Origin of the sequence: Bradyrhizobium sp. CIR18, from assembly GCF_014198295.1 — a bacterium.
GTDB lineage: Bacteria > Pseudomonadota > Alphaproteobacteria > Rhizobiales > Xanthobacteraceae > Bradyrhizobium.
In genome coordinates, this window is record NZ_JACIHF010000003.1 from 515,455 (window position 1) to 531,311 (window position 15,857).

Consider the following 15,857-nt stretch of genomic DNA (forward strand, 5'->3'; position numbering starts at 1 on the left):
TTATTCGCCGCCCGACAGCAGCGAGCCGTGCTTCTTGGCGCTGCGCAAAAGGGCAAGGAATGCCCAAAAAGATGCAACCAGGAGTACTGCGTTGATGGCCAACGCCTCCAGCATCAGATCGGTCCTAAAGGTCTGCTCGATCAGCAGCGCGCGCATCCCCTCGAAGGCATAGGTCGGCGGTAATGCCCAAGCGACGTACTGCAGCCAGACCGGCAACACGCTGACGGGATAGTAGACGCAGGCGAGCGGCAGGATCGCGAACATCAGGGTCCAGACGATGCTCTCGGCGCCGAGGCCGTTTCGCAGCACGAGACCCGACACGAAGATGCCGACCGACCAGCTCGTGAAGATCAGATTGCAGAAGAATGCGATCAGCGGCAGGCCCAGGGCATAGACATTGAATTGAAACATGAACAGCGCGAGCAAGGTCATCGGAATGATCCCGATCGCGAGCCGGATCAGGCTCATGACCATCAGCGACAGCAGAAACTCGATCGGCCTCAAGGGGCTCATCATGAGGTTGCCGATGTTGCGCGCCCACATCTCCTCCAGGAACGAGATGGAGAAGCCGAGCTGCCCGCGAAACAGAATGTCCCAGAGGATGACGGCGCCGATCAGCGTGCCGCCGGCGCGCGCGAAGAAATTGGAATTCTCGGCGATGTAATACTGGATGAAGCCCCAGGTGATGACCTGCAGCGCCGGCCAGTACAGCAATTCGAGCAGCCGCGGCCAGGACGACAGCAGGAGGTACCAGTAGCGCAGGATCATCGCGCCGATGCGATGGACGGAGATGCCGCGGTGGAGGGTGAGGCCGGTCATGGCACGCTCCCGTAGCCCGGATGGAGCGCAGCGCAATCCGGGAATCGTGCCACATGCGACAGGGGTCCCGGATTACGCTTCGCTTTATCCGGGCTACGAAGACGGCTCCCGCTCACCTTGCTGCCTCCTTCGCGCCGTTCACCCGGCCGCGCGCAACGTCCAGAAACACCTCCTCCAGCGTGGTGCGGTTGTAGCGCGCCATGATCGCCTCCGGCGTGTCGTCGTCCTCGATGCGACCGCGCTTCATGATGATGACGCGATCGCACAGCCGCTCGACCTCGAGCATGTTGTGCGAGGCCAGAAGGATGGTGGCGTTGTTGTCCTTGCGATAACCCTCCAGATGCGCCCGCACCCAGTCGGCGGTATCCGGATCGAGCGAGGCGGTCGGCTCGTCCAGCAGCAGCAGCTCGGGCCGGTTGATCAGCGCCTTGGCGAGCGCGACGCGGGTCTTCTGCCCGGCGGACAGCTTGCCGTTGGCGCGGTCGATGAAATCGGTGAGATCAAGATCGTCAGCGAGCTCGGCGATGCGCTCCGACAGGTTCTTCACCGCATAGAGCTTGCCGAACACGGTGAGATTCTGCCGCACCGTGAGTCGCATCGGCATATCGACATAGGGGCTCTCGAAATTCATCCGCCCCAGCACGGCAGCGCTCTCCTCCGGCATCCGATGTCCGAGCACCTGCACGCGGCCGGAGGTCGGCAGCACCAGGCCCATGATCATCGCGATGGTCGTGGTCTTGCCGGCGCCGTTGCCGCCGAGAAGCCCGGTGATGCTGCCGCGCGGCAGCGAAAAGGAGATGTCGTCGACCGCGCGGGTCTGCTTGTAGATCTTGACGAGGTGCTCGACCGCGATCGCCGCGGACGAGCTGCGCTCCGCGACAGTCGGCCGACTTGAAGCCTTGTCATTCTCGGTCATGCTGGTCGTTCTTCTGCTATTGCAGCGGATAGCGCAAGGCTTGTAATCCGGTGGTTCCGCGAGCCCAGCGTTTGTGATCTGGAAGGCACCCCCATTGGCCGATATGACTGAAATTGCTGCTTCCGACTTTCGCCACGCGCAGCGGCATATCCGCCTGGACACGATCCTGCGGCTGCGCTGGCTGGCGGTGCTGGGCCAGCTCGCCGCGATCTTCATCGTGGCGCAGGGGTTGGAATTCAACGTCGAGATCGTCCCCTGCGTCAGCATCATCGCCCTGTCGGCAGCACTCAATCTGGCGCTCCAGACCGCGGCCAATCCGATGCAGCGGCTGGAGCCGATGCAGGCGGCCGGACTGCTCGCGCTGAACATCGTGGAACTGGCCGGTCTGTTGTACTTCACCGGCGGACTGCAGAACCCGTTCTCGTTCCTGTTCTTGGCGCCGGTGCTGATCTCGGCCACGGCGCTGCCGGCGCGCTTCACGTTCGGCCTCGGCGTGCTTGCGGTGGCCTGCGCCTCGGTGCTGTTCTTCTTCCATTTGCCGCTGCCCTGGGATTCCGATGATCCCCTGGTGCTGCCGCCGATCTATCTCGTCGGCGTCTGGCTCTCGATCGTGCTCGCGATCGGCGTCACCAGCCTCTACTCGTTCCAGGTGACCGAGGAGGCGCGCAAGCTTGCGGACGCGCTGGCCGCGACCGAGCTGGTGCTGACGCGCGAGCAACACCTGACCCAGCTCGACGGGCTCGCAGCCGCGGCCGCACACGAGCTCGGCACGCCGCTCGCGACGATCTTCCTGATCTCGCGCGAGCTGGAGAAGACGGTGAAGGACGCCAGCTTTGCCGCCGACCTGAAGACGTTGCGCGAGCAGACCCAGCGTTGCCGCGACATATTGAGCAAGATCACCCAGCTCTCCTCCACCGGCGCGCCGTTCGACCGCATGAAGCTGTCGGAGCTGATCGAGGAGGTGGTGGCCCCGCACCGCGATTTCGGCGTCGAGATCAAGGTGCGGATCGCGGTCGCCGCCGTGTCCGAGCCGGTCGGCTCGCGCAATCCGGCAATCCTGTACGGCGTCGGCAACATCGTCGAGAACGCGGTCGATTTCGCCCATACCACCGTCGAGGTGAACGCGTGGTGGAACAAGGACACGATCGAGCTTCTGATCTCCGACGACGGCCCCGGCATTCCGCCCGATATCCTGAACCGGATCGGCGAGCCCTATCTGTCGCGGCGGCGAACCACGGATGACGGCGGCGGTGAGCGACGCGGTCTCGGATTGGGCGTGTTCATCGCGCGCACCTTGCTGGAACGCACCGGCGCCAAGGTCTTGTTTACCAACCGGATCTTTCCGGAACACGGCGCGGTGGTGCAGATCACTTGGCCGCGACAGCGTTTTGAGGCTATCGAGAGCCTCGAAGAAACAATAGGATAGGGCATGATCCCGGAAAAGTGTTCAGCGGTTTTCCGATAGGATCATGCGAAAACAAGAATCGCGAGCGCGATGACCTTCATCGCGCTTGTGGCCGCGACCTTGCGTCGCACAACAGGGCCGATCGACTATCGGCGGCCTTGGCACCGCTCGATTGCGAGGCCATATGTAGTCGCGTTGGAGAGAGGACAAAACCTTGAACGCCATCGCCGAACTGAACGAACAGACCGACCGCTCGCTGCTCATCGTGGAGGACGACAAGCCGTTCCTGGAGCGGTTGTCGCGCGCCATGGAAACGCGCGGCTTTGCGGTGACGTCATGCGACACCGTTTCGGATGGTCTTGCGCAGATCGGCAAGGCAGCGCCGGCATTCGCCGTAGTGGACTTGCGGCTCGGCGACGGCAACGGCCTCGACGTGGTCTCGGCGCTGAAGAAGAAGCGCCCGGATGCGCGCGCGATCGTGCTGACCGGCTACGGCAACATCGCCACCGCCGTCACCGCGGTGAAGATGGGCGCGATCGATTATCTCTCCAAGCCAGCGGATGCCGACGACGTCGTCGCGGCGCTGCTGTCGACCAGCGCGGAGAAATCCGAGCTGCCGACCAACCCGATGTCCGCCGACCGCGTGCGCTGGGAGCACATCCAGCGCATCTACGAGATGTGCAACCGCAACGTTTCGGAAACGGCGCGGCGGCTCAACATGCACCGCAGGACGTTACAGCGCATTTTGGCCAAACGCGCGCCGCGATAATTTACGGCAATCAGCAACCTATCCCCGTCACCCTGAGGTGGCCGCTCCTTCAGCGGCCCTCGAAGGGCGACGGCCCGGCCACATCGCGGGATGACGGAACGACAGGTCTCGTAGGGTGGGCAAAGGCGCAAAGCGCCGTGCCCACGATCTGTAAGAGCTGGATAGAGACCGTGGGCACGCTTCGCTTTGCCCACCCTACGGCACCGATGTTTGCGGCGCCGCTACTCCCAAAAATCCGCATGCCCCTGCGGATCGACCAGGCGGTTGATGCGCAAGGCTGCCGCCATTCCAAACCGCACCGTCATCTGCTTCCTCGTCGCGGCAGCCAGCTTGTGCTCGGGCGCTTCGCATTGCATGTGCGCGCCATAGGCGTCGGCGATGATCAGGCCGGTGCCTTCCGGAAAGATCTCGCACGGCAGGTCCTGCGTGAAGGCGAAGAACAGCCGGTCGCAATGGGCACGGTATTCATGCCATTTCTGATCGGTGCGCAGATCCTCCACCGACGATTTGATCTCGACGATCCAGATCTCGCCACGCTCGTTCAGCGCCACCAGATCGGCGCGCCGGCCCGAGGGCAGCGGCAATTCGCTGATGCAGGTAAAGCCGAGCGAACGTAAGAGCCGCGCGGTGCCGCGCGCGACCGCGAGCGCCGTTTCCGACTGGCGGCGATCGGGTGGCGGCACCAGGGCGATGTTGCGGGCCGTGCTGTCCATGGGGGGAGAGTAGCCGATTCCGTATGGGGCGGACACCATCCAATAGAGGCGAGCTGTCACCACACACTCCATGTCGTCCCCGCGAAAGCGGGGACCCAGAACCCCAGGGAGAGGTTTGGCGAAGACTCGTCATTCGGTACTTCGACCACTGCAATCGAGAGATCCCGCGGTATGGATCCCCGCGTTCGCGGGGACGACACCGAGGATGGGACGCGGAACCTCCCCTCCCCCACGAACTTATCACGCAGCCGCCGCACCTCGGCGGAACCACCGAGGCTGCGCGGATGATCGACGATCTCTGGTACAAGAACGGGGTAATCTACTGCCTTTCCGTCGGCTCCTATATGGACGCCAACGGCGACGGCGTCGGCGACTTCAAGGGCCTGCTCCGCCGGCTCGACTATCTGCACGGCCTCGGCATCACCACGATCTGGCTGATGCCGTTCCAGACCTCGCCCGGCCGCGACGACGGCTACGACATCGCCGACTATTACAGCGTCGATGCCCGTTACGGCACGCTCGGCGATTTCGTCGAGTTCGCCCATGGCTGCAAGCAGCGCGGCATCCGCATCATCATCGATCTCGTCGTCAACCACACCTCGGATCAGCATCACTGGTTCAAGGAGGCGCGGCGCGACAAGAACTCGCCGTATCGCGACTGGTATGTGTGGTCCGACAAGAAGCCGGCCGGTGCCGACAAGGGCATGGTGTTTCCCGGCGTGCAGAAAACGACCTGGACGCGCGACAAGGAAGCGGGCGCGTATTACTTCCATCGCTTCTACGATTTCCAGCCCGACCTCAACACCTCGAACCCGCATGTTCAGGCCGAGATCCTGAAGATCATGGGGTTCTGGATCCAGCTCGGCGTCTCCGGCTTCCGCATGGACGCCGTGCCCTTCGTGATCGCGACCAAGGGCGCGAAGGTGAAGAAGCCCGTCGAGCAATACGACATGCTGCGCGCGTTCCGCGAATTCCTGCAATGGCGGCAGGGCGACGCCATCATCCTCGCCGAAGCCAACGTGTTGCCGAAGACGGACATGGAATATTTCGGCCGCGACGCCGACCGCATGCATATGATGTTCAACTTCCACGTCAACCAGCACCTGTTCTATGCGCTGGCCTCCGCAGATTCGCGGCCGCTGGCGAAGGCGTTGAAGGCGACCAAGCCGAGGCCGGCGACCGCGCAATGGGGCCTGTTCCTGCGCAATCACGACGAGCTCGATCTGGGACGGCTGACCAAGGCGCAGCGCGACACCGTGTTCAGGAATTTCGGTCCCGACAAGGATATGCAGCTGTACGACCGCGGCATCAGGCGGCGACTCGCGCCGATGCTCGGCGGCGACCGCCGGCGGCTCGAGCTCGCCTACAGCCTGATGTGCACGCTGCCGGGAACACCCGTGATCCGCTATGGCGACGAGATCGCGATGGGCGACGATCTCTCACTGCCGGAACGCAATTGCGCGCGCACCCCGATGCAATGGTCGACCGAGCCGCATGGTGGCTTCACCAAGAGCAACAAGCCGGCCTGCCCTGTGATCGACAAGGGGCCCTACGGCTATCCGCACGTCAATGTCGCAAAGCAGCGGCGCGACCCCAACTCGATGCTGAATTGGACGGAGCGCATCGTCCGCATGCGGAAAGAAGTGCCGGAGGTCGGCTGGGGCGACTTCGCCATCATTCCGGTGCGCGATCCCGCCGTGTTCATCATGCGCTACGACTGGCGCAACAATTCGGTGCTGTTCGTGCATAATCTCGACGAGAAGCCGCGCGAGATCGCGTTCTCAGCCGGGCTGCCGGATGACGCCGGCGCGCACCTGATCAATCTGCTCGCGGAGGACCACAGCCACGCCGACAAGCGCGGCCAGCACCGGATCGTGCTGGAGCCGTATGGGTATCGCTGGTACCGCGTCGGCGGGCTGGATTATCTGTTGAAGCGGAGCGATATCGACGGGGATACGGTGCGGGGCAAGAAGCATCCGGGGTAAGAGTATCTACGCATCGCTATACTCCACCGCAGCCATACCCTCCGCTGTCGTCCCCGCGAAAGCGGGGACCCATAATCACAGGGAGCTAGGGTGGGGCGACAATCACCCCCTCATTGCCACGCAGATCCAACACGCCTTCAATGCGCTCGCCGTCGCGATCCAGAAACGTCGACAGCAAGATCTCGCTGCTGAAACGGATCGCGCTGGTGGTCACCGCGACCGGATCGGGGCCGAGATTGAGCGCCACGATCAGCGCCCGGCCCTCGGCTTCGCGGCGATAGATCAGGAGATCGCCTTGCGCCGCGATCGGATGATAATCGCCCGCGACCAGCGGCGGACTGCTCTTCCGCAGGGTGATCAGGCGTTTGTAGAGGTTGAGGATCGAGCGCACATCGGCTTCGAGATTGACGACATTGTCGCGCACATAGTGCTCCGGCAGCGGCAGCCACGGCCGCGCCGCCGAGAAGCCGGCGAATTCGGTCGCATCCCACTGCATCGGCGTGCGGCAGCCGTCGCGGCCGACACCGATGCCGGGCACGTTCTTCTCGAAGGGGTCGCGGACATCCTCCGGCGCGATCGCCACCTGGTGCATGCCGATCTCGTCGCCGTAGTAGAGCGTCGGCGTGCCGCGCAGCGTCAGCAGCAGCATGGCGGCGACGCGGGCCTGCTCGGACCCGACGCGGCTTGCGACCCGCGGGCGGTCGTGATTGCCGAGCACCCAGTTCGGCCAGGCGCCGCGCGGCAGCGCCTTCTCGTAATCCTCGATGATTGTCTCGATCGAGCGCGCGCTCCAGAAGGTCGAGAGCAGCGCGAAATTGAACGGCATCTGCGCGCCGGTGAGATCGTTGCCGTAATAGGCCATGAGACGGTGCAGCGGCAGATAGATCTCGCCGATCAGCACGCGGGCTCCGAATTCATTGGTGACACGCCGCATCTGCGAGATCACGTCATGCACCTCCGGCTGGTCGGTGGAGTATTGCGTCATGATCCTTTCATTCGGTGGCCGTCCCTCGACGTAATGCGGATTGGGCGGGTTGTCGCGGAATTCGGCATCCTTGATCAGGTGCCAGATCACGTCGACGCGAAAGCCGTCGACGCCCTTCTCAAGCCAAAACCGCATCACGTCGTAGATCGCGGCGCGGACGTCAGGATTGCGCCAGTTCAGGTCCGGCTGCTGGGCGAGGAAGGCGTGGTAATAATATTGCCCCGTGGTCTCGTCGAACTGCCACGCGCTGCCGCCGAACTCGGACAGCCAGTTGTTCGGCACTCCGCCGTCGGGTGCCGGATCGCGCCAGATGTACCAGTCGCGCTTGGGATTGTCGCGCGAGGCGCGGCTCTCGACGAACCAGGGATGCTGGTCCGAGGTGTGGTTCGGCACGAGGTCGAGGATCAGCTTCAGGCCGTTGTCGTGGGCGGCCGCGATCAGCGCATCAAAATCTTCCATCGTGCCGAACAGCGGCTCGATGCCGGTATAGTCGGCGATGTCATAGCCGAAATCTTCCATCGGTGAGGGGAAGATCGGTGACAGCCAGATCGCATCGACGCCGAGCGATTTGACGTAAGGCAGCCGCTGCAAAATGCCGGCGAGATCGCCGACGCCGTCACCGTTCGAGTCCTGAAAGGAGCGCGGGTAGATCTGATAGAAGATGCCGTCGCGCCACCAGTTTTCGTTGCTCTGAGCCATGCGGGAAGACCACCCATAATCTGCGTCTTGCGCGGGAGAACGCGACAACACCGCCCCGGTTCAAATTGGCAGGCCAATTGGGACGGCCGTGTGACGATTGTTCCCGGGCGCGGCGGCGAATCTTTTGCTTGGCGGCCTGGCAAAAATCGGCATTGTGGCGCCATGACCGAGCAAAATAACAGCCAAGACTCTTCGCAAGCCAAGGCCGGCGCGATCATCGTTCCCGTGACGCTGTTCGAGCAGAACTGCACCATCATCTGGGACGAGCCCAGCAAGAAGGCCGTGGTGATCGATCCCGGCGGGGACGTGCCGAAGATCCTGGACGCGATCAAGCAGACCGGCGTCACCGTGGAGAAGATCTGGCTGACCCACGGCCATATCGACCATGTCGGCGGCGCGGCCGATCTGCGCGATGCGCTGAAGGTGCCGATCGAGGGGCCGCATGAAGCGGACAAGTTCCTGCTCGACAATGTGGTCGAGAGCGGCGCACGCTTCGGCATGACCGGCGTGCGCAATTTCGCGCCGGACCGCTGGCTCGCCGAAGGCGACAGCGTGTCGATCGGCAGCTTGCAATTCGACATTTTCCACTGCCCCGGCCACTCGCCGGGCAGCGTGGTGTTCTTCAACAAGGAGCTGCGCTTCGCTCATGTCGGCGACGTCCTGTTCGCCGGCTCGGTCGGGCGCACCGATTTGCCCGGCGGCAGTCACGCCACGCTGATCAACTCGATTTTGACAAAACTGCTGCCGCTCGGCGACGACGTCGGCTTCATCTGCGGCCACGGCGCCGGCTCCAGCATCGGCCAGGAGCGGATGACCAATCCGTTCATCACCGGCGAGATGTGAGGTTCATTCCGCCGCGTCCACAAGCGTGGCGGTCTCACTGAGGTGACGATCGCCCCATTCGCGGATCGCCGCGACGACCGGCACGAAGCTCTTGCCCTTGCGGGTCAGGCGATACTCGACCTTCGGCGGCACCTCGCCGAAGTCCTTCCGGTCGATCAGGCCGCTCGCAGTCAGGGCCTTCAATTCACGACTGAGCACGCGCGGGGTGATCTCGGCGCTGCCTTCCGTGCCGCGCAAAAGGCCGCTGCGGATCTCGCCATAGCGGCGCGGGCCGTCCTTGAGATCCCAGACGATGCGCAGCTTGTACTTGCCGCTGATCATCTTCTGAAAGGCCGCGACCGGACAGGTGCGCGCCGGGTTCGCCTTCGCCATGTCGTCTCCTCCACGCGTTAGCCACGCCTCAGGATAGGAGCGACGTCGAAAAAGTCCATACTATCAATTTTGTCCATACTTGCAGGATCGCTTGCAAGCCGCAGATGATGACGCACACGACGAACAGGGAGCGTCACATGAAGCACTTCATGATCAGATATGAATTCAGGAACGGTACGACGGAGGCCTGGCACCAGGAGGTCGGCCGCTTCATCAAGGCGATCGACGGCGATCCGGAGTTGACGGGCCGGATCGGCTATCGCGTCTTGAAGAACCGCGACGACGGCAGCTATTTCCATCTCGCCAGCGTCGCTGACGATGCCGCGCAAAAAGCGCTGCAATCGCGCGACTTCTTCAAAGCCTATCAGGAGATGACGCGGAAGGTCGCCGGCGGCGAGGTGACGGTGACGCCGATCGAATGGATCGGTCAGACGGCCTGAACTACTTCATCAGCCCCGCGGCGGTCAGTGCGCGCGTGATGATCTGGCCGAGATCGAAGCCGCGAGCCTCCTCGCGCGTCGGCTCGGCCGGCTGTTCGGCGACCGTGGCGCGGATCGAGCGGGCGAGATGCGGCGCGGGCGTCAAGGCCGGCTGCGCGGCAGGCTTGCTTGGAGACTTGCTTGTAGGCTTGGCCTCCGCCTTTGCAGCATCTGCAATCCAGCCGGTGAGGCCGAAGAACTTTGCGATGTGATAGGACGAGGAAATACCGGCCTCGATCAGGAATGCGCCTTCCACGCCGTAGCGCTGGTCGTTGTCGGCAAGCCCGAGCGGCGTGCCGTGCGCCATGTCGGTGATGGCGTAGGACTCGACCAGCGTCTCGCCGTCCTTGCCCCACCACGCCTGGCGCGGGTAGCCGTCGACATTGGTCTCCGCCATCGGCGCTTCCGGCAGATCGTGCAGATCGAGCCACTGCTTGACGATCTCGTTGGCATTGCCGGGATTGACGGTGCGATCGGCGCTGCCGTGCCACACCGAGATTTTCGGCCAGGGGCCGCGATAATCCGAGGCATTGCGCACGAGATCGCCGAGCTCGCGCGCGGGACGCACCGGGGAATGAAACATGCCGTCCAGCGCCTCGCGCAAATTCGAGGCGATGCCATAGGGCAGTCCGGCAATGACCGCGCCGGCCGCGAAGACTTCCGGATAGGTCGCGAGCATCACCGACGTCATGCCGCCGCCGGCCGACAGGCCGGTGATGAAGATGCGCCTGGGATCGATGCGATGCGCTTCGGCCATGTGCGCGATCATCTCGCGGATCGAATGCGCCTCGCCGCTGTCCCGCGCCGTATCTTCCGGATTGAACCAGTTGAAGCAGGTGTTGCCGTTGTTGATCCGCTGCTGCTCGGGCATCAGCAGCGCGAAGCCATAGTGCTTGGCGAGCGTCGACCAGCCCGCGCCGAGGTCGTAGCCGGCTGCCGTCTGCCCGCAGCCATGCAGCACGACGACCAGCGCGCGCGGCTTCTGCAACTGCGCCGGCACGAACGCGAACATGCGCAAGGCGCCCGGGTTTTCGCCAAAGCCGGTGACCTCTTCCAATGGACTGGACGCATCCGCGCTGCGGCCGAGTTCGGCAAAGCGCAGACCGTCCAGCCTCGGCAGACGTCTCAACAGATCAACATTCTTGGCTAACGACACGGCAACTTCCTGGTGGGCGACTTTCAACGCTCAGCCAAACCAGATAGTTGCTGCATTGCAAAATAAAAAGACCATGCGCTGTCCATCCACGAAAATCACGGGAAATCCCGCCGAAATCCGCACGTATTAACCGCAATGCCTCAACTTCATGCAGATGCGCGACGCATCCACGACAGAAATGCGGCGCAGATCAGGATTAATGTCACAAACAGCGCAAGCGAAACCAGAAATCCTGCGCGCGCTGATTGCAAAGCATCGACGGCGAAGAATACCGCGCCGATTGCGGCCACTCCGGCCGCATTTCCGATCTGCGCAGTCGTGCCGTAGATGCCGGACGCCGAGCCTGCGGCGACGGGCTTGACGGTCGAGAGCACCGCGCCGGAGAGCGGCGCCATCACCAGTCCCTGCCCGTAGCCGAAAATGATCATGGCGAACGCCAGCAGAAGCGGCGATGGCGCATCGATACAGGCTGCAACAAGCGCGAGCGCGGCGAGGCCTGCGATCTGCAGCGCGCAGCCTTCGATCAACACCTTGGTGCCGCGATGACGCGCCCGCGCGCCGCTGTGGCGCGAGGCCACGACGAAGGCCAGCGCGAGCGGAATGAAGGCCATGCCGGCCGACAGCGGCGGGATCTTCAGGCCGCGCTGCATGAACAGCGTCATGACGAGGTAGAAGGAGAGATTGGCAAGGAAGAAAAAGAAGGCGGCGCCAAGCCCGCGCAGGAAAGCGGCATCCGCCAGCAGCGTGAGGTCGATCAACGGCATGCCGCCGGCACGCGCGACGGCGTGCTCGAGCTTCAGGAACGCTACGAGGACGGCGCCGCCGATCGCCATCACGGCCCACAGCCAGGGAGCCCAGCCGACATCGTGACCAAACAGCAGCGGGCCGATCAGGCACAGCAGCCCCGCGAACAGGACCACGCTGCCCTGGATGTCGAGCCTCGTCCCTGATCGCCGCGGCACCGACGGCATGATGCGCCAGGCGGCAGCCACAATGACCAGGCCGCAGGGAACGTTGACGAAGAAGACCGAACGCCAGCCGGTGCCAGCGAGATCAATCGTGACCAGCAGACCGCCGAGCAGGAAGCCTGCGGCACCGGCCAGCCCCAGCACGATGCCGTAGATCGCGAAGGCGCGGCTGCGCGATTCGTCCGTGAACAGGAGATGAAGCGTCGCCAGCACCTGGGGCACCATCAGCGCCGCGGTCGCGCCCTGCGCCAGGCGGGCGATGATCAGCTCCACGCCGGATTGCGCGAGCCCGCACCACAGCGAGGTCGCCGTAAAGCCGAGCACGCCGGCCAGGAAGATAGTCTTGGTGCCGTGGACGTCGCCAAGCCGGCCCCCGGTGACGACAAGCGTGGCGTAGGCGATCAGGTAGATCGCGATCACGGATTCGATCTGCGCCGGCGTGGCCTGCAGATCGACCGCAATGGTCGGAATGGCGACGTTCACGATGAAGGCATCGACGCCGAACATGAACTGGGCAGCCACCACGATGGCCAGCACCCACCAGCGGCGGGACGAATCGATTTGTTGTGTGACGATCTGATGCATCGGCGCGTGACCCTGGATTACCGTGCCGATGATTTCAGGTCTGACGCGGTGTCACGATTACCTCGGAGGTAGGATTCGTGTGCTTCGTTCGAGGCACGGCTGTTTCGCCTCTCCCCACTTGCGGGGAGAGGCGGGATTCAAACGCAGTTTGAATTCGGGGGAGCTTCCGCGAGTCCCAATGCCACCGAATTTGGCGAAGTGGCCCCTCACCCCAACCCTCTCCCCGTAAGAACGAGGGGGAAGACTCAACGCACGCATGCCTGCATTCCGCCGCGCGGGACACCGCGCGATTGCGTTCGCGCCTTCCGGCACGTAGCTTCACCGCCTCAACAAACAGAAAATCAAAGCCGGAGAGAACGCCATGGCGCGCCTGAAGTTCGGAGCCTTCCTTGCCCCGCATCACCCGATCGGGGAGCATCCGATGCTCCAGTTCCGGCGCGATCTCGACCTGGTCGAGCAGCTCGATGCGCTCGGCTATGACGAGTTCTGGTGCGGCGAGCATCATTCCTCGGGCTGGGAGATGATCGCCTCGCCCGAGATGTTCCTGGCCGCGGCCGGCGAGCGCACCAAGCGGATCAAGCTCGGCACCGGCGTGGTGTCGCTGCCCTATCATCATCCCTACAATGTCGCCCAGCGCATGGTGCAGCTCGACCACATGACCGGCGGCCGCGCCATCTTCGGCTCCGGCCCCGGCGCGCTTGCCTCCGACGCACACACGCTCGGCATCGACCCGATGACGCAGCGTGACCGCCAGGACGAGGCCATCGGAATCATCCGCCGCCTCTTCAACGGCGAGCGCGTCACGGCGAAGAGCGACTGGTTCACGATGAACGACGCCGCGCTGCAGATCCTGCCGTTGCAGGAGGAGATGCCGTTCGTCGTGGCCTCGCAGATCTCTCCATCAGGCATGACGCTGGCCGGCAAATACGGCATCGGCATCATCTCGCTGGGCTCGATGACGACGCAGGGGCTGATGTCGCTGCAGCAGCAATGGCAGTTTGCGGAGGACGCCGCGAAGAAGCACGGCACCAAGGTCGACCGCGCCGACTGGCGCGTGCTGCTGACCTTCCACATCGCCGAGACGCGCGAGCAGGCGCGCAAGGAAGCCGGCGCCGGGCTGATGCGCTGGCACAACGAATATAATGTCGGCACGCTGCAGCGGCCGGGGCTGACCGCGTTCTCCTCGCCCGACGAAGCCGTGGACAAGACCGCCTTCGTCGAGGGCGCGGCCTCCACCATCGGCACGCCCGACGATCTCGTCAAAACCATCAAGAACGTGATGCAGGTCTCCGGCGGCGTCGGTGCCATCATCGGTTTCGTGCACGACTGGGCCAATCCGGAAGCGACGCGCCGGAGCTGGGACATGGTGGCGCGCTACGTCGTGCCGGAGATCAACGGCTATATCGACGGCCTGCGCAGATCGCAAAAATTCGTGATCGAGAACCGCGCGATCTTCGAGCGTGCGGGCCAGGCCGTGATGGCCAAGATCATGGAGAACGAGAAGGCCGCCGAGGCGCTGAAGATGACCGGCCCCGGCCGCGTCGCCATCCCCGCCGTCAACGCCCCGGATCTGCAGAAGGAGGCGGCGAAGCGATAGGACGCACTCCACTCGTCGTCCCGGGGGGGCGCGTGGCGCGAACCCGGGACGACGGCCGTGGGTGTGACGATTTTGTGCGCAAGACGACCGCAGCTCATCGCTGCCGGATCGTGCTATGTTCGCGGCGCCTGCCAACCGGAGCAATCGTCATGTCGATGCAGAATGTGGCCGCACCGGCGCCCGACTATACCGCGCCCAAGCGCAACGCCCTGACGCACATTCCCGGCGACGAGGGATGGCCGATCATCGGCAAGACCTTCCAGGTGCTGGCCGATCCCAAGGGCCACATCGAGGCGAACGGCGCCAAATACGGCCCGGTCTACCGCACCCATGTGTTCGGCGAGACCAACGTCGTGCTGCTCGGGCCCGAGGCCAACGAGCTCGTGATGTTCGACCAGCAAAAGCTGTTCTCCTCGACCCACGGCTGGAACAAGGTGCTCGGCCTGTTGTTTCCGCGCGGATTGATGCTGCTCGATTTCGACGAGCACCGGCTGCACCGCAAGGCGCTGTCGGTCGCGTTCAAGTCCGGACCGATGAAATCCTACCTGGCCGATCTCGACCGCGGCATCTCCGCGCGGGTCGCCCAGTGGAAAGCCAAGCCCGGCGAGATGCAGCTCTACCCCGCGATGAAGCAGCTCACGCTGGACCTCGCCGCAGCGTCCTTCCTCGGCGCCGATATCGGGCCGGAGGTCGACGAGATCAACCGCGCCTTCGTCGACATGGTCGCGGCCGCTGTCGCGCCGATCCGCCGTCCCCTTCCGGGCACCCAGATGGCCGCCGGCGTCAGGGGGCGCAAACGCATCGTCGCCTATTTCCGCGAGCAGATCCCGCTTCGGCGCGGCAATCACGGCGGCGATGATTTGTTCTCGCAGCTCTGCCGCGCCACCCATGAGGACGGCGCGCTGCTGTCCGAGCAGGACATCATCGACCACATGAGCTTCCTGATGATGGCGGCGCACGACACGCTGACCTCGTCGCTGACCTCCTTCATCGGCGAGCTCGCCGCCAATCCGGACTGGCAGGACAGGCTGCGCGCGGAAGTCCTCGCGCTCGGGCTCGCGCCGGGCGCGCCCAGCAGCTTCGACGATCTCGAAAAGATGCCGCTGTCCGAGATGGCGTTCAAGGAAGCGCTGCGGATCAAGCCGCCGGTGCCTTCGATGCCGCGCCGCGCCATGCGCGACTTCACCTTCAAGGGCTTTACGATTCCCGCCGGCACCGCGGTCGGCGTCAATCCGCTCTATACCCATCACATGAAGGACATCTGGCCGGAGCCGGATCGCTTCGATCCCTTGCGCTTCACCGAAGAGGCGCAACGGGGTCGCCACCGCTTCGCCTGGGTCCCGTTCGGCGGCGGCGCGCATATGTGCCTCGGGCTGCACTTCGCCTACATGCAGGCAAAATGCTTCGCGCGGCACTTCTTGCAGAACATCGAGGTGTCGCTGGAGCCCGGCTACAAGCCGGACTGGCAGATGTGGCCGATCCCGAAGCCGCGGGACGGGTTGCGGGTGAGAGTGCGGGCGGTTTAGCCTCACGTGTCCGGACGCGCGAAGCGCGAGCCGGAACCCA

The 15,857-nt window shown here is 64.2% G+C and carries 14 protein-coding genes; 7 read left to right on the forward strand and 7 right to left on the reverse strand.

Annotated elements, in window-relative coordinates:
- The gene (locus tag GGD65_RS15310; protein WP_183235781.1) at window positions 1–819 is read right to left on the reverse strand and encodes an ABC transporter permease; all 819 of its coding nucleotides are present in this window, start codon (window positions 817–819) and stop codon (window positions 1–3) included.
- A gap of 112 nt (window positions 820–931) precedes the next feature.
- On the reverse strand, window positions 932–1,735 hold the full coding sequence (locus GGD65_RS15315; protein ID WP_179732859.1) for an ABC transporter ATP-binding protein: 804 nt from the start codon (window positions 1,733–1,735) through the stop codon (window positions 932–934).
- Window positions 1,736–1,838: 103 nt separating this feature from the next.
- Here GGD65_RS15315 and GGD65_RS15320 point away from each other — a divergent pair, with 103 nt between their 5' ends.
- Together GGD65_RS15320 and GGD65_RS15325 are read left to right on the forward strand one after the other, a co-directional pair.
- Window positions 1,839–3,161 carry an ActS/PrrB/RegB family redox-sensitive histidine kinase gene (locus GGD65_RS15320; protein WP_092251936.1) on the forward strand — a complete coding sequence of 441 codons (1,323 nt, stop codon included), beginning with the start codon at window positions 1,839–1,841 and terminating at the stop codon, window positions 3,159–3,161.
- 193 nt (window positions 3,162–3,354) lie between these two features.
- Window positions 3,355–3,909, forward strand: coding sequence for an ActR/PrrA/RegA family redox response regulator transcription factor (locus GGD65_RS15325; protein WP_008141807.1), 555 nt, complete (start codon window positions 3,355–3,357; stop codon window positions 3,907–3,909).
- Window positions 3,910–4,130: 221 nt separating this feature from the next.
- Here GGD65_RS15325 and GGD65_RS15330 read toward each other — a convergent pair whose 3' ends face one another.
- Window positions 4,131–4,622, reverse strand: a complete 492-nt coding sequence (locus tag GGD65_RS15330) for an MmcB family DNA repair protein (RefSeq protein WP_018319516.1) — start codon at window positions 4,620–4,622, stop codon at window positions 4,131–4,133.
- Window positions 4,623–4,906: 284 nt separating this feature from the next.
- Here GGD65_RS15330 and GGD65_RS15335 point away from each other — a divergent pair, with 284 nt between their 5' ends.
- The gene (locus GGD65_RS15335; RefSeq protein ID WP_183235782.1) at window positions 4,907–6,607 is read left to right on the forward strand and encodes an alpha-amylase family protein; all 1,701 of its coding nucleotides are present in this window, start codon (window positions 4,907–4,909) and stop codon (window positions 6,605–6,607) included.
- Between the two features lie 85 nt (window positions 6,608–6,692).
- On the opposite strand, the gene GGD65_RS15340 is transcribed toward GGD65_RS15335, so the two are convergent.
- Window positions 6,693–8,291 (reverse strand): alpha-amylase family glycosyl hydrolase, encoded by a 1,599-nt coding sequence (locus tag GGD65_RS15340; RefSeq protein WP_183235783.1) that lies wholly within the window; start codon window positions 8,289–8,291, stop codon window positions 6,693–6,695.
- Between the two features lie 162 nt (window positions 8,292–8,453).
- Here GGD65_RS15340 and GGD65_RS15345 point away from each other — a divergent pair, with 162 nt between their 5' ends.
- Window positions 8,454–9,134 (forward strand): MBL fold metallo-hydrolase, encoded by a 681-nt coding sequence (locus GGD65_RS15345; protein WP_018319513.1) that lies wholly within the window; start codon window positions 8,454–8,456, stop codon window positions 9,132–9,134.
- 3 nt (window positions 9,135–9,137) lie between these two features.
- On the opposite strand, the gene GGD65_RS15350 is transcribed toward GGD65_RS15345, so the two are convergent.
- Window positions 9,138–9,506, reverse strand: coding sequence for a helix-turn-helix domain-containing protein (locus GGD65_RS15350; protein WP_179732852.1), 369 nt, complete (start codon window positions 9,504–9,506; stop codon window positions 9,138–9,140).
- 137 nt (window positions 9,507–9,643) lie between these two features.
- Between GGD65_RS15350 and GGD65_RS15355 the strand changes: the two genes are divergently transcribed.
- The gene (locus GGD65_RS15355) at window positions 9,644–9,946 is read left to right on the forward strand and encodes a hypothetical protein (protein WP_245323506.1); all 303 of its coding nucleotides are present in this window, start codon (window positions 9,644–9,646) and stop codon (window positions 9,944–9,946) included.
- Between the two features lies 1 nt (window position 9,947).
- Here GGD65_RS15355 and GGD65_RS15360 read toward each other — a convergent pair whose 3' ends face one another.
- Window positions 9,948–11,141, reverse strand: a complete 1,194-nt coding sequence (locus GGD65_RS15360; protein ID WP_183235784.1) for a PHB depolymerase family esterase — start codon at window positions 11,139–11,141, stop codon at window positions 9,948–9,950.
- A gap of 146 nt (window positions 11,142–11,287) precedes the next feature.
- Window positions 11,288–12,694, reverse strand: coding sequence for an MFS transporter (locus GGD65_RS15365; protein WP_183235785.1), 1,407 nt, complete (start codon window positions 12,692–12,694; stop codon window positions 11,288–11,290).
- Between the two features lie 361 nt (window positions 12,695–13,055).
- Here GGD65_RS15365 and GGD65_RS15370 point away from each other — a divergent pair, with 361 nt between their 5' ends.
- Together GGD65_RS15370 and GGD65_RS15375 are read left to right on the forward strand one after the other, a co-directional pair.
- Entirely contained in the window at window positions 13,056–14,291 is a 1,236-nt protein-coding gene (locus tag GGD65_RS15370; protein WP_179732848.1) for an LLM class flavin-dependent oxidoreductase, read from the forward strand.
- 149 nt (window positions 14,292–14,440) lie between these two features.
- Window positions 14,441–15,817: a cytochrome P450 gene (locus tag GGD65_RS15375; RefSeq protein WP_026202195.1), complete on the forward strand. Its 1,377-nt coding sequence runs from the start codon at window positions 14,441–14,443 to the stop codon at window positions 15,815–15,817.
- The last annotated feature ends 40 nt before the right edge of the window (window positions 15,818–15,857 follow it).

What these genes read in the sequence shown, in the direction of transcription:
- GGD65_RS15365 (WP_183235785.1), bottom strand. Translation starts at nt 12,694, where the DNA reads ATGCATCAGATCGTCACACAACAAATCGATTCGTCCCGCCGCTGGTGG.
- GGD65_RS15375 (WP_026202195.1), top strand. Translation starts at nt 14,441, where the DNA reads ATGTCGATGCAGAATGTGGCCGCACCGGCGCCCGACTATACCGCGCCC.
- GGD65_RS15345 (WP_018319513.1), top strand. Translation starts at nt 8,454, where the DNA reads ATGACCGAGCAAAATAACAGCCAAGACTCTTCGCAAGCCAAGGCCGGC.
- GGD65_RS15370 (WP_179732848.1), top strand. Translation starts at nt 13,056, where the DNA reads ATGGCGCGCCTGAAGTTCGGAGCCTTCCTTGCCCCGCATCACCCGATC.
- GGD65_RS15330 (WP_018319516.1), bottom strand. Translation starts at nt 4,622, where the DNA reads ATGGACAGCACGGCCCGCAACATCGCCCTGGTGCCGCCACCCGATCGC.
- GGD65_RS15350 (WP_179732852.1), bottom strand. Translation starts at nt 9,506, where the DNA reads ATGGCGAAGGCGAACCCGGCGCGCACCTGTCCGGTCGCGGCCTTTCAG.
- GGD65_RS15315 (WP_179732859.1), bottom strand. Translation starts at nt 1,735, where the DNA reads ATGACCGAGAATGACAAGGCTTCAAGTCGGCCGACTGTCGCGGAGCGC.
- GGD65_RS15355 (WP_245323506.1), top strand. Translation starts at nt 9,644, where the DNA reads ATGAAGCACTTCATGATCAGATATGAATTCAGGAACGGTACGACGGAG.
- GGD65_RS15335 (WP_183235782.1), top strand. Translation starts at nt 4,907, where the DNA reads ATGATCGACGATCTCTGGTACAAGAACGGGGTAATCTACTGCCTTTCC.
- GGD65_RS15340 (WP_183235783.1), bottom strand. Translation starts at nt 8,291, where the DNA reads ATGGCTCAGAGCAACGAAAACTGGTGGCGCGACGGCATCTTCTATCAG.
- GGD65_RS15310 (WP_183235781.1), bottom strand. Translation starts at nt 819, where the DNA reads ATGACCGGCCTCACCCTCCACCGCGGCATCTCCGTCCATCGCATCGGC.
- GGD65_RS15320 (WP_092251936.1), top strand. Translation starts at nt 1,839, where the DNA reads ATGACTGAAATTGCTGCTTCCGACTTTCGCCACGCGCAGCGGCATATC.